The sequence below is a fragment of the Chromobacterium paludis genome (assembly GCF_008275125.1).
GTDB lineage: Bacteria > Pseudomonadota > Gammaproteobacteria > Burkholderiales > Chromobacteriaceae > Chromobacterium > Chromobacterium paludis.
The window spans coordinates 2,087,207-2,104,590 of record NZ_CP043473.1; the positions used below are offsets into that span (position 1 = coordinate 2,087,207).

21 protein-coding genes are annotated in these 17,384 nt (G+C 64.3%); 6 read left to right on the forward strand and 15 right to left on the reverse strand.

Annotated features, from left to right (window positions below; all coding sequences use genetic code 11):
- Positions 1-25 precede the first annotated feature (25 nt).
- Positions 26-1,687, forward strand: coding sequence for a PTS fructose transporter subunit IIC (locus tag FYK34_RS09600; protein WP_149296164.1), 1,662 nt, complete (start codon positions 26-28; stop codon positions 1,685-1,687).
- 215 nt (positions 1,688-1,902) lie between these two features.
- Here the strand turns inward: FYK34_RS09600 and FYK34_RS09605 are convergent, their stop codons facing one another.
- The 5 genes from FYK34_RS09605 to FYK34_RS09625 all read right to left on the reverse strand — a co-directional run bounded on the left by FYK34_RS09605 (position 1,903) and on the right by FYK34_RS09625 (position 5,208).
- Positions 1,903-2,415: a GNAT family N-acetyltransferase gene (locus tag FYK34_RS09605; RefSeq protein WP_168209699.1), complete on the reverse strand. Its 513-nt coding sequence runs from the start codon at positions 2,413-2,415 to the stop codon at positions 1,903-1,905.
- Positions 2,399-2,815 (reverse strand): GFA family protein, encoded by a 417-nt coding sequence (locus tag FYK34_RS09610; protein WP_149296166.1) that lies wholly within the window; start codon positions 2,813-2,815, stop codon positions 2,399-2,401. Before FYK34_RS09610 ends, FYK34_RS09605 begins: the two co-directional genes overlap by 17 nt.
- 72 nt (positions 2,816-2,887) lie before the next feature.
- Positions 2,888-3,334 (reverse strand): hypothetical protein, encoded by a 447-nt coding sequence (locus FYK34_RS09615; protein WP_149296167.1) that lies wholly within the window; start codon positions 3,332-3,334, stop codon positions 2,888-2,890.
- Positions 3,335-3,351: 17 nt separating this feature from the next.
- The gene (locus tag FYK34_RS09620) at positions 3,352-4,251 is read right to left on the reverse strand and encodes a LysR family transcriptional regulator (RefSeq protein ID WP_149296168.1); all 900 of its coding nucleotides are present in this window, start codon (positions 4,249-4,251) and stop codon (positions 3,352-3,354) included.
- A gap of 171 nt (positions 4,252-4,422) precedes the next feature.
- A complete protein-coding gene (locus FYK34_RS09625) occupies positions 4,423-5,208 on the reverse strand; it encodes an enoyl-CoA hydratase (RefSeq protein WP_149296169.1) in 786 nt (261 codons plus the stop codon).
- Between the two features lie 356 nt (positions 5,209-5,564).
- Here FYK34_RS09625 and FYK34_RS09630 point away from each other — a divergent pair, with 356 nt between their 5' ends.
- A complete protein-coding gene (locus FYK34_RS09630) occupies positions 5,565-6,242 on the forward strand; it encodes a sulfite exporter TauE/SafE family protein (RefSeq protein WP_149296170.1) in 678 nt (225 codons plus the stop codon).
- Here the strand turns inward: FYK34_RS09630 and FYK34_RS09635 are convergent.
- The 6 genes from FYK34_RS09635 to FYK34_RS09660 are packed head-to-tail and all read right to left on the reverse strand — an operon-like array spanning position 6,223 to position 10,317.
- Positions 6,223-7,119 (reverse strand): metal ABC transporter substrate-binding protein, encoded by an 897-nt coding sequence (locus FYK34_RS09635; protein WP_149296171.1) that lies wholly within the window; start codon positions 7,117-7,119, stop codon positions 6,223-6,225. The genes FYK34_RS09630 and FYK34_RS09635 overlap by 20 nt on opposite strands.
- A gap of 17 nt (positions 7,120-7,136) precedes the next feature.
- A complete protein-coding gene (locus FYK34_RS09640; protein WP_149296172.1) occupies positions 7,137-8,012 on the reverse strand; it encodes a metal ABC transporter permease in 876 nt (291 codons plus the stop codon).
- A complete protein-coding gene (locus tag FYK34_RS09645) occupies positions 8,012-8,755 on the reverse strand; it encodes a metal ABC transporter ATP-binding protein (protein ID WP_149296173.1) in 744 nt (247 codons plus the stop codon). The genes FYK34_RS09640 and FYK34_RS09645 overlap by 1 nt, the downstream gene beginning before the upstream one ends.
- Positions 8,752-8,937 (reverse strand): hypothetical protein, encoded by a 186-nt coding sequence (locus tag FYK34_RS09650; protein ID WP_149296174.1) that lies wholly within the window; start codon positions 8,935-8,937, stop codon positions 8,752-8,754. The genes FYK34_RS09645 and FYK34_RS09650 overlap by 4 nt, the downstream gene beginning before the upstream one ends.
- Positions 8,934-9,851 carry a CobW family GTP-binding protein gene (locus FYK34_RS09655; protein WP_149296175.1) on the reverse strand — a complete coding sequence of 306 codons (918 nt, stop codon included), beginning with the start codon at positions 9,849-9,851 and terminating at the stop codon, positions 8,934-8,936. Before FYK34_RS09655 ends, FYK34_RS09650 begins: the two co-directional genes overlap by 4 nt.
- Before the next feature lie 16 nt (positions 9,852-9,867).
- On the reverse strand, positions 9,868-10,317 hold the full coding sequence (locus FYK34_RS09660) for a Fur family transcriptional regulator (protein ID WP_331252022.1): 450 nt from the start codon (positions 10,315-10,317) through the stop codon (positions 9,868-9,870).
- 131 nt (positions 10,318-10,448) lie between these two features.
- On the opposite strand from FYK34_RS09660, the gene FYK34_RS09665 reads away from it, so the two are divergent.
- Together FYK34_RS09665 and FYK34_RS09670 are read left to right on the forward strand one after the other, a co-directional pair.
- Positions 10,449-10,877: a c-type cytochrome gene (locus FYK34_RS09665; protein WP_149296176.1), complete on the forward strand. Its 429-nt coding sequence runs from the start codon at positions 10,449-10,451 to the stop codon at positions 10,875-10,877.
- A 73-nt stretch (positions 10,878-10,950) separates the two neighbouring features.
- Positions 10,951-11,394: a c-type cytochrome gene (locus tag FYK34_RS09670; protein ID WP_231137419.1), complete on the forward strand. Its 444-nt coding sequence runs from the start codon at positions 10,951-10,953 to the stop codon at positions 11,392-11,394.
- A 66-nt stretch (positions 11,395-11,460) separates the two neighbouring features.
- On the opposite strand, the gene FYK34_RS09675 is transcribed toward FYK34_RS09670, so the two are convergent.
- Positions 11,461-12,117, reverse strand: coding sequence for a cytochrome b/b6 domain-containing protein (locus FYK34_RS09675; RefSeq protein WP_149296178.1), 657 nt, complete (start codon positions 12,115-12,117; stop codon positions 11,461-11,463).
- A gap of 207 nt (positions 12,118-12,324) precedes the next feature.
- On the opposite strand from FYK34_RS09675, the gene tyrS reads away from it, so the two are divergent.
- Both tyrS and FYK34_RS09685 read left to right on the forward strand, forming a co-directional pair.
- On the forward strand, positions 12,325-13,599 hold the full coding sequence (gene tyrS, locus FYK34_RS09680; protein ID WP_149296179.1) for a tyrosine--tRNA ligase: 1,275 nt from the start codon (positions 12,325-12,327) through the stop codon (positions 13,597-13,599).
- A gap of 122 nt (positions 13,600-13,721) precedes the next feature.
- On the forward strand, positions 13,722-14,768 hold the full coding sequence (locus tag FYK34_RS09685) for an IS110 family RNA-guided transposase (RefSeq protein WP_149295158.1): 1,047 nt from the start codon (positions 13,722-13,724) through the stop codon (positions 14,766-14,768).
- Between the two features lie 275 nt (positions 14,769-15,043).
- On the opposite strand, the gene FYK34_RS09690 is transcribed toward FYK34_RS09685, so the two are convergent.
- The 3 genes from FYK34_RS09690 to FYK34_RS09700 all read right to left on the reverse strand — a co-directional run bounded on the left by FYK34_RS09690 (position 15,044) and on the right by FYK34_RS09700 (position 17,376).
- Positions 15,044-15,604, reverse strand: a complete 561-nt coding sequence (locus FYK34_RS09690; protein ID WP_149296180.1) for a flavin reductase family protein — start codon at positions 15,602-15,604, stop codon at positions 15,044-15,046.
- Positions 15,605-15,647: 43 nt separating this feature from the next.
- Positions 15,648-15,935 (reverse strand): hypothetical protein, encoded by a 288-nt coding sequence (locus tag FYK34_RS09695; RefSeq protein ID WP_149296181.1) that lies wholly within the window; start codon positions 15,933-15,935, stop codon positions 15,648-15,650.
- Positions 15,936-16,143: 208 nt separating this feature from the next.
- Positions 16,144-17,376, reverse strand: coding sequence for a DUF3443 domain-containing protein (locus tag FYK34_RS09700; RefSeq protein ID WP_149296182.1), 1,233 nt, complete (start codon positions 17,374-17,376; stop codon positions 16,144-16,146).
- Positions 17,377-17,384: the final 8 nt, after the last annotated feature.

Genomic DNA, 17,384 nt, shown 5'->3' on the forward strand with positions numbered 1-17,384 from the left:
GCCACTTTCCAGACAGGGGAAACACATGAGCATTGTCGCCATCATCCGCTCCGGCGAGCGCAGCACCCAGGCCCGGCTCGCCGCCGAGGCGCTGCGCCAGGCCGCCGCGCGGCAACAGCAGGATATCGCCATTGAAATCGACGGCCAGCCGGCCCTCGCTGCCGCGCAGCTAGCCGGCGCGCGCCAGGTCTTGCTGGTGGACAACCCGGACGATGGCCGCGTTGGCCGGCTGCCGGCGCGCCGCGTCACGCTGGACCAGGTATTGGCCGATCCGGCCGCGCAGCTGGACGGCTCTGCGGCCGGCGAGCACGCGCTCAGCATCGTCGCCATCACCGGCTGCCCCACCGGCATCGCCCACACTTTCATGGCGGCCGAGGGGCTGACCCAGGCCGCCAAGGCGCTGGGCTACGCCATCAAGGTGGAGACTCAGGGATCGGTGGGCGCGCAAAACGCGCTGAGCGCCGCTGACATCGCCGCCGCCGATCTGGTCATCATCGCCGCCGACACCCAGGTGCAGCTGGACCGTTTCGCCGGCAAGCCGCTGTTCAAGGCCGGCACCAAGGCCGCCATCGCCGACGGCCAGGGCCTGATCCGCCGCGCCCAGGCCGAGGCGCAGCCCTGGGCCGCCGACCACGCGCCCGCCGCTGCGGCAGCCAAGCCGGACAAGGCCAAGGACGGCCCCTACCGCCACCTGATGACCGGCGTCTCCTTCATGCTGCCCTTCGTCACCGCCGGCGGCATCCTGATCGCGCTGGCCTTCGCCCTGGGCGGCATCTACGCTTTCGACGACGCGCACAAGGGCACGCTGGCCTGGTCGCTGTTCCAGATCGGCGCCAAATCCGCCTTTGCGCTGATGGTGCCGATACTGGCCGGCTACATCGCCTACTCCATCGCCGACCGCCCCGGCATCGCCCCCGGCATGGTGGGCGGCATGCTGGCCGCCAGCTTGGGATCGGGCTTTCTGGGCGGCATCGTCGCCGGCTTCATCGCCGGCTACGCCACGCGCGAGCTGAACCGCCGCATCCAGCTGGGCCAGCACCTGAACGGGCTGAAGCCGGTGCTGATCCTGCCGGTGCTGGGCTCCCTGCTGGTGGGCCTCTTGATGATCTACGTGGTGGGCCAGCCGGTGGCCGCCGCGCTGGCGGCGCTGACCGAGGCGCTGAAAGGCATGCAGGGCAGCAGCGCCCTGGCGCTGGGCGCGCTGTTGGGCGCGATGATGGCCTTCGACATGGGCGGCCCGGTCAACAAGGCGGCCTACGCCTTCGCCACTGGCCTGATCGCCAGCCAGGTCTACACCCCGATGGCGGCGGTGATGGCGGCCGGCATGACGCCGCCGCTGGGGCTGGCGCTGGCCACCCGCCTGTTCCGCGACCGCTTCACCCTGGACGAGCAAGAAGCCGGCAAGGCCGCCGGCGTGCTGGGCCTGGCCTTCATCAGCGAGGGCGCGATACCGTTCGCCGCCCGCGATCCGCTGCGGGTGATCCCGGCGCTGATGGCCGGCTCCGCCCTGGCCGGCGCCATCTCGATGACCATGGGCGTGGAGCTGAAAGTGCCGCACGGCGGCGTGTTCGTGCTGCCCATCCCCAACGCGGTGGAACACCTGGGCAGCTATCTGATCGCCCTGGCAGCCGGCACCGCAGTCACTGCGCTGATGCTGAGAGTGCTGAAAAAGCCAGCCTTGGGCTGAGGCCATTGGGGGTATCAATGCAAAACGCGGCGCCCAGGCGCCGCGTTTTCACTGGCGCGGGCCGCATGCGCCGTCGCCGAAAGGCCCGGCGCGGAACGCATTCAGACCCGTAGGGGGCACGTCCCAGGCATGCCCAGGCGGACGCCTAGACAATGGCCGCGCGGGCAAATCAAGACTTGCCCGCCCTACGTTTCAAACGGCATTGGCTCGTTCAATCAGCCCCGCTCGCCCGGCCACAGCCACTGCGCCAGCGGCTCGCCCTCATCGTCCACCAACACCTCGCCGCGCATGAAACCCAGCCTGGCCGCCAGCCGCGACGACGGCGCATTGTCCGGATTGATCTGGGCCAGCACCTGTCGCGCGCCGCCGGCCAGCGCCCGCTCCAGCAATAAGCGCACGGCGACCGTGGCGATGCCCGCGCCGCGCCGCTCAGGCGCGACCGCGTAGCCTATCTCCACCAAGCCCAGGCAGGGTTCGCCCTTGAAACCGCAAGCGCCCACGATGACGCCATCCGCGTCCCGCATCGCGTACGGCAGGCACCAGCGTTCCTCCCTGCCTTCCGACAACAGACGCCAGGCCCGCCGCGCCACCTCAGGCGGCGGCAGCGCGCCTTCCAAACAGCGTCCATTCAAGCCGACGGGCGGCATGCCCTCCGCCAAAGCGATCAGCGCGGCAAACGGGATGGTTTCCAGGCGAATCGCCGGTTGGCACTCAGACGAAGCGGACATTGGCAATCCAATTGCGCGCGCGGCGCGCCAGCCTGTCGGCCTCGCTCTCGCCATCGAACGAAACCACCACCGCCTCGGAGATAGGCAGATCCGGAGTATCGAAAGCATTGACGCTGACCACGGCATGCGGCCGGCCGTCCATCTCGCAGACAGCCAGCGGCGCGATGCCGCAGTCGGAACAGATATGGAAATCGGCGGTAGCGGTGCCGAAGCGGTAATGCGAGACTCGCTGCGGATCGCGCAAGGCCACCGTGAGGCTAGCCGCAGGGGACGCGGTCCACACGCCGCCGTGCTTGCGGCAGAAGGAACAGCCGCAGCGGCGGGCGGGAATGGCCTGCGCATCAGGCCAGTCCAGATCAAAAGCGATATTGCCGCAGTGGCAGCTGCCGTAAATCCGCATCGAACGCTCCGCGAAACGGCGCCTAGCGCCGCAATGCAAAAAGCATATCACGCGATTTGCGCGGCGGCTCCCTCAACGTTGCGTCAAAGCCTTGCGCATATCGCGCGCCGCCTTCAAGGGCGTGGCGGAGAAACGGGTGGCGGCGAAGTGTCCGGCCTGGCGCGAGGCCGTGGACAGCGCCGCGCCGGAGGCACAGCCCAGCTCCAGCGCCTGGCGCATCGCGGCGATGGGCGCCGCGTCGCCCTCAGGCAGCTGGCGCTGCAGGCTGCGCGCCATCTCCACCCACAAGCGTTCCGCCGCCAGCATCAGCTCGCGCTGGGTGTCGGCCTGAGCCTGCCACAGCGCGGCGCCCGCCATCAGGCCGCCATCGAAGCGTCGCTCCATTTCCGGCCGCGTCAAGGAAAAACCAGGAGACAGCCAGTTGCAACAGGCATCTTCCTGCGCCTCCAGCCAACGCCGCTGCCCTCTTTCCATCGCGCCGCAGTAGCTTTCCACCGCGCTCATCCACCAGCTGACCATGCTCTCTCCTCGCTCATTCAGGCCAAAGCTTGCGCGTTGGACAGCCCCCAGACTGCCCGCAACTCCCGCAGCAGCGCCTCCAGCACCGGATCGCCTTCCCGGTCCGCCGGGTAGACGAATTGCAGGTCCGCAGTCTTGCGCAGTTCCGGCACCAGCCAGACGCGGCCGCTGTCTTGCCAGGCCAGCGCGTCTTCCTCGCGCACCAGCGCCGCGCCCACGCCCGCCGCCGCCAGTTCCAGGATGACCGACAGATGGTCGCTCTCCGCGACTTTCTTGGGGGAAATGTTCAGCTCGCGCCATAGCTCGGCGGTAATCTTGGACAGGCTGGAAAACTGCGAAATGCCCACCCAGGGCAATTTGCCCAGCTCCTTCAGCCGGCCGCCGGACAATTGCCCGGCCCAGGCCGCTGGCAAAGCCACGCGGAAAGTCTGCGTCTGCAAGGGCACGGTGCTGACATTCATATACGGGTTCTTGCCCAGATAGAAACCGGCATCCAGTTCCTTCTTGCGCACCAGATTCAGCACATCCACCGATACGCCGTGCTTGAGCTGAACCTCCAGCAAGGGATACTTGCCCACCAGCGCCGCCACCCACGGCCCCAGCTTCAGGATCTCCGGCATCAAGGTCACCCCGATGCGAGCCTGGCCCGCCAGTTGCCCCTTGAGCTGCCGCGCATGATGGATGATGTCGCGCGCGGCGGCCAACACCCCTTGGGCCTGCGGCAACAGCTCCTGCCCCGCCTGAGTCAGGCTGACGCCGCCCGCGCTGCGCTCGAACAAGGGCATGCCCACTTCTTCCTCCAGCGCCTTGATCTGCGCGGTTACCGCCGGTTGCGACAAGTGCAACAGTTCGGCCGCTTGCGTCAGGTGGCCTTGCTGCGCCACGGTGACAAAGGTCCGCAACTGATAGATTTCCATGCTTTCCCCTGCTTGTTTTAGCATCCGCGCTGGCAAAGGCATGCCGCGCGGACGGATTATGCCAATGCCGTTCAGGCTAGCACAGGGACTGCCGCAGGCTCAAAAACAAACCGCCTGACGCGACATGCGCGTTCAGGCGGTCAGGTCATGACGCATCCACGGCGGATCGCATCAATCGTCGTCCTCTTGCATCCAGCTGGGCGCGCGCTTGGCCAGGAAGGCTGCCACGCCCTCCAGCTGCTCGTCGGACCCCACCAGGCCCAGGGTGGCGGCGCGCTCGCGCTTCAGGTGCTCGTCCAAGGTCAGGTTGGGGCTGTCCTCGATCAGCTGTCGCGCAGCGGCCACCGAGGCCGGCGCCTGGCTGGCCACCTTGTTGGCCAGACTGACGGCTACGATCTTGGCGAAGCCCTGATCCACCACTTCTTCGATCAGGCCTATCTTCAGCGCCTGCTCGGCCGAGACCAGTTCGCCGCCCAAGATGATGCGCTTGGCCCAGGACACGCCCACTTTGTCGGCCAGGGTCTTGGTGCCGCCTGCGGCCGGGATGATGCCGACCTTGGCTTCCGGCAGCCCCAGCTTGGCGCCGCGTTCGGCGACGATGTAGTCGCACACCAGCGCGCACTCCAGGCCGCCGCCCAGCGCAAAACCGTTGACCGCCGCCACGGTGACGCCGCGATAGCCGCGGATGGCGTGCAGCGCATTGGCGAAGGCTTGCAGCAGCGTATCCGCCTCGGCCTTGTCACCCGAGGCAAACTGCTTCAAATCCGCGCCAGCGGAGAAAAAAGCGTCGCCGGCGCCGGTAATCACCACGGAACGCACGTCATCGTCAGCGTTCAAGGCCTGCAGCGTCGCGGCCAACTCATTCAGACCCTCGGTCGTCAGCAGATTGGCAGGTAGGTTGGAAAGCGTAATGATGGCCGATTTGCCCAGCCGTTCAAGTGTCAGATACCTGGCCATATTGTGTTCCTCACTGTATCCCCGTTTCCTTTTGTTTAGCAGCCCGGGACATCTCGACCATCGCTAGGCGCTTGGCCGCTCCCAATGACGATCCGGGGCTGTGCTGGAGGTGCGTGTCGCTCGGCGGCGCCATCGCCTCCCATGTTTCGTCAAACCTGACATTTTCTGTGCAAACTGTCCTTTTGGCCAGTAGGCGAAACAATTATATCCAACCTTTTTTGTAGAATGTTCGTTTCGACAATGCCAAAAAGAATCCTCGGCCGTTCTTCCCACCCTCACGTCAAGCCGATTCCCGTCCTCCTGCATCATCGTCATGCCGCTCTGTTAACATAGAGCTTTCATCGGCGATTTGCGGCATGTTAGAGAGCAACTTCTGGATTCTGCTGGCGGCGGGCTTGCTGGGCGGCGGCCACTGCGTGGGCATGTGCGGCGGCATCGTCGCCGCGCTGACCTTGAACCACCCTGCCGGCGCGGCGCGCTGGCGCGTGCTGGCCGGCTACAATCTGGGCCGCATCGCCAGCTATGCCGCAATCGGCGCCCTGCTGGGCGGCCTCGCCTCCGCCGGACTCAGCCTGGCCTCGTCCCACCCCTACCAAATCGCGCTGATGGCACTGGCCAACCTGATGCTGGTGGCCATGGGGCTCTATCTGGCCGGCTTCGCGCAGGCCGTCGTGGCGCTGGAAAAATTGGGGCAACCGGTCTGGCGGCGGCTGCAGCCGCTGGTGGGCCGCCTGCTGCCGGTGCGCTCGGCCGGCGGCGCCGTTGCCGTCGGCGCGGTGTGGGGCTGGCTGCCCTGCGGTCTGGTCTACAGCGCCTCGCTCTCCGCGCTGGCCAGCGGCTCCGCCTGGCATGGCGCAGGGCTGATGCTGGCCTTCGGCCTGGGCACCTTGCCCAATCTGCTGTTGATGGGCGTGTTCGCCGACGGCCTGCGGCGCTGGATGCAACAACGCCCAGTGCGGCTACTGGCCGGACTGGGCGTGGCGGGCATCGGCGCCTGGCGGCTGGCGCAGATTGTCAGCGGAATGATTTCATGATGGTTTCGACGTTGTAGCGCATCAGCTGCAGATAGCCGGCCGCCGGGCCATTGGGGCCGGACAAGGCGTCGGCGTACAGCTTGCCGCCTATCGTCACCTTGGCCTCGGCCGACAATTGCTTCAACAGCCGCGCGTCGGTCATGTTCTCCATGAACACGGCCCTCACGCCCTCCTTGCGCACCTGGCGCGTCAATTGCGCCACGCCCTTGGCCGAGGCCTCCGAGTCGGTGCTGACGCCCTGCACCGCCAGCACCTGCAGCTGGTAATGCTCGCCCAAATAGCCAAAGGCGTCGTGCGAAGTCAGCATCTTGCGCTTGGCGGCCGGCACGGAGGCGAACTGCTGCTTGGCCCAGTCGTCCAGCGCCTTCACCTTGGCGGCATAATCGGCGGCGCGGCGTTGGTATTCGGCCTTGCCGGCCGGATCGGCCTGAATCAGGCCGGCGCTGATGTTCTTGATATAGGTCTGCACCCGCGCCGGATCATGCCAGGCATGCGGATCGACCTCGCCATGGCTGTGATCGTGCTCGCCTTCGGCGTGCTCCTCTTCCGGCGCCTGCCGGGTCTGGATGCCCTTGGAGGCCACCACGGTCACGCCGCGGAAGTTGGCCGCCTTGCCCAGACGCGACATCCAGCCCTCCAGGCCCAGGCCGTTCACCACCAAAACCTTGGCCGACGACACTTTCTTGATGTCGGCTGGCGACGGCTGGAACACATGCGCGTCCTGGTCCGGGCCGACCAGCGATACCACTTCGACGCGGTCGCCGCCTATCTGGCGAGTCATGTCGGCGATGATGCTGAAACTGGCCACCACCGGCAGCTTGGCCAGCGCCAAGGCCGGCATGCCCAGCAGCAATAATGCGGCTAGAGTCTTCTTCATGAGGCTTCTCCTTCGGTTCAAGATTCGAGATGCCGCGCGCGGATGTAGCGCGGCAAGGCGCCGCCCACCGGGGCGAACAGCAAGGACAAGAGGTAGACTAGGCCTGCCAGCAGGATGATGGCCGGGCCGGACGGCAGCTCAAAGTGATAGGACAGCAACAGCCCGCCCAGGCCGCTGAAGAAGGCGATGCCGATGGCCAGCGCCAGCATGATTTCGATGCGCTCGGTCCATAGCCGCGAGGTGATGGCTGGCAGCATCATCAAGCCCACCGCCATCAAGGTGCCCAGGGACTGGAAGCCCGCCACCAGATTCAGCACCACCAGCATCAGGAACAACAGATGCCACCAGGCGCCGCGCGCGCCCACCGCGCGCAGGTAGACCGGGTCCAGGCTCTCCAGCAGCAGCGGCCGGTAGATGATGGCCAAGGTCAGCAGCGTCACCGTGGCCACGCCCGCCACCAGATACAGCGCCGCGTCGTCCACCGCCAGCACTGAGCCAAACAGGATGTGCATCAAGTCGACATTGCTGCCGCCCTTGGACACCAACAGCACGCCCAACGACAGCGAAAGCAGATAAAAGGCGGCGAAGCTGGCGTCCTCCTTGATGCTGGTGAAGCGCGTGGCCAGCCCGGCCAGCAAGGCCACCAGCACGCCGGCGACAAAGCCGCCCAGGCTCATGGCCGGCAGGCTGAGACCGGCGAACATGAAGCCGACCGCCGCGCCAGGCAGCACCGCGTGGCTCATCGCGTCGCCCATCAGGCTCATGCGCCGCATCACCAAGAACAGGCCGATCGGGCCGGAGCCCAGCGCCAGGGCCAGGCAGCCGGCCAAAGCGCGGCGCATGAAGGCGAATTCGACAAAGGGAGAAACCAGCAAATCGTACAAGTGTTGCATCAGGCGCTTGCTCCATCCAGGCCGCAAACCGGCGCCTGGGCCTGCCAGTGGGCGGCGGTTTCCACCGCGCGCCGCAGATTGTCTTCGGTCAATACCATGGTGCTGTCGCCCCAGGCGATCACCTCGCGCGCCATCAGCAGCGTATGCGGGAAATGCGCTCTCACTTGCAGCGCGTCGTGCAGCACAGCGATGACCGTGCGCTTTTCCTCGCGCCAGCGCGCCACCAGCTTCAGCAAATCCTCGGTGGTTTTGGCGTCCACCGCGTTGAAAGGCTCGTCCAGCAGAATCACCTTGGCGTCCTGCACCAGGATGCGGGCGAACAGCACGCGCTGGAACTGGCCGCTGGACAGCGCGGCGATGGGACGCAAGGCGAAATCGGCCAGCCCCACCTGCTCCAGCGCGTCGATGGCGCGCGCCATGCCGTCGCGCCCCACCCGTCCGAACGGGCCGCTCTTGTGCCACAGGCCGGTGCCGACCAGCTCCAGCACGCTGACTGGCATGCTGCGGTCTATTTCGGCCTGCTGCGGCAGATAGGCGATGTCGGCGCGGCGGTAGCCGTTCAGGTCCACATTGCCGGAATCGGGCGTCAGCGCGCCTATCATCGCCTTCAACAGCGTGCTTTTGCCGGCGCCGTTCGGCCCGCAAATCGCGGTGGCGTCGCCTTCGGCGAAGCGGCCGCTGATGTGGTGCACCGCCGGGTGGCGCTGGTAGGATACCGTCAGGTTGTTCAACACTATGCTCATGCCAACTCCTGCAAAGCCCACCACACCAGGAGCCACAGCCCGGCCAAGGGCAGCAGCGTCAGCAGCACGCGCTGGCCGGCCGACATCGACAGCAGGCTCAGCGGCGGGCGCAGATTGGATGCCGTGAGGTGCTGATGGCCGGTATGCGCATGATCATGGCCGTGAGAATGCGTTTGACTCATTCCAGACACTCCTTCAGCCAGGCTTCCACCTGCTCGGCCTCAAACGCCGGCGCGATCAGCTCGAAGCGGCTGTCGCGCCGCCACGACACCTGCGCGGCGCCCCACTGTCCGGCCGCCCAGTTCAGCCACACCCAGCTGTCCAGCACGCGGAACACGCCCTTGGCGCGCACCAAGCCCGGCACTTTCTTGGGCAAGTCGTCGAAGAAACGGGTCAGCCGCTCGCCATCGAAATTCCGTTCCGGATCGAAGGTCCAGCCGGCCGCCTGCCATTGGCTGGCGTTATCGGGCAGCACCGCCGGCCGGTAGCGCGGCTTGGCCGCCAGCTCGGCGTCCAGCCAGGACACGTCCAATTGGCCGTCGCGCACCTCGCCGACCAGCGATTTGGGCGGAAACAGCGCCGCCGCCTGCGCGCGGAAGGCTTCCATGGTCGGGATGTCGGCGGTGTCCATCTTGTTGGCCACCAGCACGTCGGCGATGGAAATCTGGTCGCGGTACAGCGGCTGGCGATGGTAATCGGGCTGGATGAACTGGCGCGGGTCCACCAGGGTCAGCACGGCGGCCACCTCCAGCGCCTCGCCCAGCGGCTTGGCGCGCAGTTCGTCGATGACGCCGGCGGCATGGGCCAGGCCGCTGGCTTCGATCAGCAGGCGGTCCGGCTTTTCGCGGCGCAGCAGCGTGGCCACCGTGGCGGTCATTTGCGGGCCGGCCACGCAGCACAGGCAGCCGCCGGCGATCTCGGCCACGGCCAGCTCGTCGTTGAGCAGCGCGGCGCCGTCTATGCCCACTTCGCCGAATTCATTGACGATCACCGCCCACTTCTCATGTTGCGGGCGATTGGCGATCAGGTGGCGCAGCGCGGTGGTCTTGCCCACGCCCAGAAAGCCGGTAAACAGATTGACTTTGGTTTTTTTCATGGCGGATTTCAGAAATTCAGACGGCGCAGGACTGGCAGCGGCCGGCCAGCACCAGATTTTGCGGGCTGAGGGCGAAACCGGCCGCCTGCGCCATTTCGCGCAGGCTGGCCAGCCCGTCGGCGGCGTCCACTTCGTTGACGCGGCCGCATTGCTCGCACACCAGGATCAGGCTTTCATGCTGGCAATCGAAGTGATCGCAGACGATGAAGCCATTGAGCGCGTCCACCTTATGCAACAGGCCGTGCTCCACTAGGAAATCCAGCGCGCGGTAGACGGTGGGCGGCGCGGCGCTGCCGCGCTGCTGCTGCAGATCCGCCAGCACTTGGTAGGCCTTGACCACGCCGCGATGGTTCAGCACCAGCTCCAGCACTTGGCGGCGCAAATCGGTGAGTTTGCTGCCGCGCGCCGCGCAATGGCGCTCGGCGGCGGCGAGATAGGTGGATCGGTCCATTCGCTTGGCTTGCATGCAGTCTCGATCCGACAAATGTTACTTTATAACATCCGACATGCCAACCCTTTACATTTTATGGGTTTTGGCCCTGTCAACCCTGTGATAGGCTGCCACGTTGTTTTCCATGCCATAGACAGGGGGTTTCGATGAAAAAGATGTTGATGGCTTCGCTGGCTTTGCTGCTCGCGGGCCAGGCTCTGGCTGCAGACCCGATTGGCCAACGCAAGGAAGTATTCAAGCAATACAAGACCGTGGTTGGCGCCATGGGCAAGGTCGTCAAGGGCGACGCGCCGTATAACAAGGACGAGTTCGCCAAGCTGGCCGGCCAGTTGGAACAACTGTCCCAGCAGCCCTGGCAATACTTCCCGGCCGGCAGCAACGCAGGCAAGACCGATGCTCGCCCCGAGATCTGGAGCCGGCCAACAGACTGGCAACAAGCCATAGACAAGCACAAGGCCGCCACCGCCAAGCTCAAGCAGGTGGCGCTGAGCGGCGATCTGGCGGCGATCAAGGCGCAGTTCGGCGCGACGCAGCAGACCTGCAAGGCCTGTCACAAGGATTTCCGCAAAGATTGAGGCGGCTTGCCGCCATGTCATGACCAGCGGGCGGCCCGCGCCGCCCTTCTCCCACCGTTCTAACCAGGCCGACATGAACAAGATACTGACCGCGCTGCTGCTGGCAGCCATCGCCATCCCCGCCGCCCACGCCGATGACGCGCCGGCAGAGATTCGCACCAAGGCATTCAAGAAAATGCTGCTGCAATCGTTCGAGCCGATGGGCATGACCGTGCGCGGCCGCGCGCCCTACAACAAGGCGCAGTTCGAACAGCAAGCAGAGGCGCTGAAGACGTTGGCCGCCGAACCGTTCAAACACTTCCCGGCAGGCAGCATCAGCGACAAGAGCCGCGCCAAGCCAGAAATCTGGAGCCAGCCGGCCAAGTTCCAGGCCGACCGCGACGGCTTCCTGAAGTCAGTCGACAATCTGGCCGAAGTGGCCAAGAGCGGCGATCTGGCTTCGATCAAGAAGGCCTACGGCCAGGTCGCGCAAAACTGCAAAACCTGTCACGACGCCTTCCGCGGGCCGGAAAGATAAACGCCACGCGCGATGAAAACGAAAAAGCCGGCGTCATGCCGGCTTTGAGCTTTGCGAGAGCGGCGCTCAACGCAGCAGCGTGAAATACAGGCCGCCCGCCGACAACAGCAAAGCCGCCAACGCCAGCGCGCCATGCGCGAAATGCAGCCGCGGCTTTTCACCCGTCATCCTCTTGTAGCCGGTCAGCATCGGCCCCACCAGATTCTGTTTCTTCACCACGCGATACAGGATGATCGCGGTCACATGCAGCGCCACCAAGCCCAGCAAACCATTAAACAGCAACTTGTGCGCGCCGGTGACGGATTCAGCCAGCCCGCTGTCGATATGCTTGGCCAGCGGGCCGTCATACAGGTAGCTGTCCACGTCCGCGGCGAACAGGCCCGTCAGCACCTGGGCCGCCAGCGCCAGCAACATCACCACCACCATCCAGCCTCCCAGCGGATTATGCCCCGGCGCCTCGCCTTCCGGCAGCTCACCCCTCAGGTAGCGCAAAATGGTCCGCGGTCCGCGCACGAAGCTGGCAAAACGCGCGGTCTGACTGCCCACCATGCCCCAGATCAGCCGGAACACCAGCAACGAAGCCAGCGCCACGCCGCAATAGATATGATATTGCAGCCATTCGCCGCCCTGTTCGGCGCAGAACCACATGGCGCCAAACAAAGCAACCAGACTCCAGTGAAACAAGCGCGTCGGCGCATCCCATATCTTGACCTGCTGCGTCATCGCCTTCCCTTTCCTGATTTGCCAAGCGTCCATTTTGCCGTAACACCGCCGGCTCCGCCGAATAAAACGGACGATACGCCGCCATTTTGCGGCAATTTCGGTTAAGATAAGTTTTCCCACTCCAGCCGGATGCCGCGCGCTCCCGCTGGAGCCGTTTTTTTCCGGCGGCCGCCAGGCCGCGCAACACCGTGTTGGAGACTCAGTCAAATGTCGCAAACCGCCCTTCTTCAGGATCTGGAGGCCCGTGGCCTCATCGCGCAAACCACCGATATGGCCGCGCTGCAAGAACTGCTGAACAAGGAAACGGTTACGCTTTATTGCGGCTTCGACCCGACCGCGGACAGCCTGCACATCGGCAGCCTGGTGCCTATTCTGATGCTGAAACGCTTCCAGCAGGCCGGCCATCGCCCGGTGGCCCTGGTCGGCGGCGCCACCGGCATGATAGGCGACCCCAGCTTCAAGGCCACCGAGCGCAAGCTGAACACCCCTGACGTCATCGAAAGCTGGGTGGAGAAAATCCGCAAGCAGGTGGAGCCCTTCCTGTCCTTCGACGGCGACAATGCCGCGCTGATGGCCAACAATTACGACTGGTTCGGCAAAATGAACGCGCTTGAGTTCCTGCGCGACATCGGCAAGCACTTCTCGGTCAACGCCATGATCAAGAAGGAAGCGGTGCAGCAGCGCATCGCCCGCGAAGACCAGGGCATCTCCTACACCGAGTTCTCCTACAGCCTGCTGCAAGGCTATGACTTCGCTGAACTGAACACCCGCCTGGGCTGCAAGCTGCAGATCGGCGGCTCCGACCAATGGGGCAACATCACCGCCGGCACCGACCTGACCCGCCGCCTGAACCAGACCCAGGTTTACGGCCTGACCATGCCGCTGGTGACCAAGGCCGACGGCACCAAGTTCGGCAAGACCGAGTCCGGCACCATCTGGCTGGACGCAAAAAAGACCTCGCCCTACGCCTTCTACCAGTTCTGGCTGTCCACCGCCGATGCCGACGTGTACAAGTTCCTGCGCTACTTCAGCTTCCTGTCGGTGGACGAGATCGCCACCATCGAAGAAGCAGACAAGACCCGCGAAGGCAAGCCGGAAGGCCAGCGCATCCTGGCCGAGCAAGTCACCGAGCTGGTGCACGGCAAAGCCGCGCTGGAAGCGGCGCAGCGCATCACCCACAGTCTGTTCAGCAACGACCTGTCCAGCCTGACCGCCGACGACTTCGCCCAGCTGGCGCAGGACGGCCTGCCCACCATCCAGCTGGACAAGCGCGCCAACGGCCTGATCGACGCGCTGGCAGCCGGCGGCCTGGCCAAGTCCAAGAGCGAGGCGCGCACCTTCATCCAGAGCGGCGCGGTCAGCGTCAACGGCATCAAGGTGGACAGCCTGGAACACGCCATCGGCGACGACCAACGCCTGTTCGGCCAGTATTCGCTGCTCAAGCGCGGCAAGAAGCTGTACGCGCTGGTGGACTGGCAATAAGCGGTTGCCGCAAAGCGAAAGCCCGTCTTATCGACGGGCTTAATGTGATGGTCAGCCTGACCTAAATGCCTCAGCAGGCGTCAAACCTGCTGAGGCATTTCTTCTTCTTCGGGGAGAGCATCATGGCAACCGTCACACTCATCGGTCTGGATATCGGCAAGCACAGCTTTCATCTGATCGGGCACGACCCGCGCGGCAACCCGGTCCTCAAGAAGCAGTTCAATCGCAACAGTCTCATCGAATTTCTCGCGAAACAGCCTCCCTGCCGCATCGTGATGGAGGCCTGCTGCGGCGCGCACTGGCTGGCACGCAAGCTGACGGGCTTCGGTCATACCGTACAACTGATCGCACCGCAGTACATCCGCCCGTTTGTCTTCGGCAACAAGAACGATTTCATCGATGCCCAGGCCATCTGCGAGGCGGCTACGCGCCCGACCATGCGCTACGTTGCCGCCAAGAGTGCCGAACAGCAAGCCTTGTCGGCACTGCATCGCCTGCGGGAATCTCGCATTGCCGAACGAATACAGACCAACAACCAGATCCATGCGCTGCTGCTGGAGTTCGGCATCGCGCTTCCTGTCGGGGTGCGGGGGATCACGCAGCTGCCGATGCTGCTGATGGACGAGACCAACGGCTTGCCCGTCAAGGCCCGGCAGATCCTGCAACGCCAGCTGGATCACTACCGTCTGCTCAAGACCGAGATCGACGAGCTGGATCACGAGATTGCCACAGAAGCCCGACAGGACGATGTCGCCCGGCGGTTGATGACCATTCCCGGCATCGGTGCGATCACCGCCAGCCAGTTGTCGGCGGACGCCGGCAATGCCAAGGGCTATGGCAATGCCCGTGACTTTGCGGCATCGCTGGGTCTGGTCCCGCGACAATACTCGACAGGCGGGAAGTCCAAGCTGCTGGGCATCAGCAAACGCGGTGACAAGAGCCTGCGTCGCCTGCTGGTGCAATGCGCACGGGTGATCATGCAGAACGCGCCGCGCTGGAAGAGTGCGATGGCAGCGTGGACGGTGGCGCTGATGCAGCGTCGCCACTCGAATATCGTGGCCTGCGCACTGGCCAACAAACTGGCACGGGTCGTGTGGGCGCTACTCGCCAAAGGCGGCGAGTACCGTCCCCAGGCCCGCGCACTGACTGAAATGCAAACCGCCGGGTAAACCCGGCGGCGAGTAGAAGCCTGCTTTTGCCAAGACAGATACTGATGACGACAACCGGCCCACGGCCTGCAGGATACCCCGATCGTAAAAACAGTCATGACAGACTGAGGGCTTTTTAGGGACTTGCAGGAGCGGCTCACATCATGGATCGGGCTCTATTGTGCCCATCAAGAATCCGGATAGATTAGAGCAAGCCTACCCCGTCATGATTCATCAGCACGCTGTTCTTGCAAAGGTCAGGCTGACCATAGATTTTTTATGATCGGCACGCGCGCTCAAGCGACGCTGAACGCCTCTCCGGTGGCGAAGAAATGGCCGCCGGCGATGTAATGCAGGCTGCGCCTGGCCGGATCCGCGTCTTCAAAATGCCAGTGGCCGGCGCGGAACACCGCGTCGTCCGCCTGGGCCGCGACAACTTCGCCGATGAACAAATCGTAGCGCTGCTGATTATGCGGCTCCGGCACCACTCTGCACTCCAGATAGCCGATGCAGCCGGCGACGCGAGGCGCGGCGACTATCCGCGCCGGCAGCGGCTCCAATCCGCTGGCGGCGAACTTGTCTGCGCCGCGGCCGCTTTCGCTGCCGACTTGCACGACTTGCGCCGCCTGGGCGCGGCACGGCACATTGAGAATGAATTCGCCGCTGGCTTCGATCAGCTCGCGGCTATAAGTGGACTTGTCTATCACCACCAGCACCTTGGGCGGATCGAAGTCCAGCGGCATCGCCCAGGCCGCCGCCATCACGTTTTGCCGCCCCTCCGCGGCGCTGCTCACCAGCACCGTCGGGCCATGATTCAACAAGCGATAAGACTTGGCCAACTCCACATCCACCAGCATGTCATCGTCTTTCTGGACAAAGACGCCATTCTAGCAGCCGCGCTCAATGGGTCGCGACCACGCCAAGGTGACACAGCCGGGTTTGCAAGCTGCGATCCCTAGCCAGAACGTCCTCGAACAGCTTGCTGCGCGCACAGATGTGATAGCCATAGCGCCAGTCGCGCACCAGATCGAGGCCAATTTCGAAATACTCCGCATCCAGCGTGGCCAGGCTCCTGAGATCAAACGGGCGTCCCAGCTGCAGGTTCACCAACAACTCGATCAACACATCAAGCTGTTCCGGCGACTCATTGCGTTCCAGCAACAGTCGCATTTTCTTGGCTGCGTTCACGTCCATTCCAAAAATATAAATGACATAAAAACGTAGCATGAAACCAATATTTTGGTAACTGATTTTTAGCGCTGACGATATAAAAAAAGGCCCGGGCGAATTGCGCCGGGCCAGTTTGCCTATCCTCAAGCATCAAGACAGAGGAGATGTCATCGTGATGACTATCACTTTATAGATTAGTGCTTGCTGCGCCGCAAGATCCTTCCCGTCAGAAAATATACATGGCGCCGCTGCCCAAGGGATTGGAAGCCCCTTCCAGGCCGATAAACACGCTACGGCCATAGAAAAACGGCAAACCCCAATCAAAATATCCCCCAAAGCTGCTTCCCATCGGCGCGCCTATGCTGGGAAAGGCTGCGTAGCTATTGGTAGTGAGCACCGTCGCATTGATCAGGCTGAAGTTGATCACGCTGCTGCTGCCATTGCTGGCCGACAACTGCGCGCTCAAATTCAGGGTTTGACCATTTGCCAGGGCTGGGCAATACCAGGACGCCCCATACAAGGTGCAGGTGGTGATGGCGCCGTCGTCGAAATACAGCAGGTTCGAACCGCTATCCAGGAAACTGGGATAGGTTTGTCCCTTGTACGTCGTCGTGATCGTGTAACCGTCGCTGGACACGGGATAGGCCTTGGCCGCCGCGGGGAGCGCGTTATTGGACTGCGTGCCGATGCCGAAAGTCAGCGTGCCCTGGACCGACGCCGCGCCATAAGCATCCACGCTGGGCAGCTGCAGCATCACGCCATTATTGTCTCCGGAAAACGACGCCACCGGGTTGCTGACCTGCTGCGCGACAGGCACCACGCCAGGCAGGCAACTCTGGCCGCTGCACAGATAGTAGAAGCCGTTGCTGCTGACATTGGCGCAGATACTGCCGCAATCCTGCCGATCCAGGCCGACGCCCAGGATGCCCTTGGCGCCCAAACCGGACAGATTGCCTTCATTGCTGCCCGATCCGCTGCAGGCGGCAGGCACGGCATAGGGAAGCGAAGCGTCCGCCACCACCTGCATCGGCAGCGCACTGGCCAGTTTACCGCCGATTTTGACGTCGGCCGCGCTGACCGCCCCCCAGGTATAGCCGTCTGCGAACTGAGCGCACTCCATGACCTGCCGGCCATTGATGGATTCAATGGCCAAAGCGTTCTGCAAGGTCCCGCCCAGGGCCGATGCCAGCACCCGCAGCCCGCTGGAGCCGGTATCCACCAGCACGTGATCTATCGTGGAACAGGTGGATGTGCCGGGCGCGCACACCGTGACCGTCACATACGGCAGATTCAGCTGCCCCGTCGCCCCGCTAGGCCCCGTATCCACGACCATTGCGACACTGTTGTCGTCGCTGCTGCCGCCGCTGCCGCTTGAGATCGTTCCGGCGCCTCCGCCGCCCCCACCGCATCCGCACAACAAAACCGCGACAAAACCCAGCCCCATGAGCATTGTTCTCATCTTCGGCC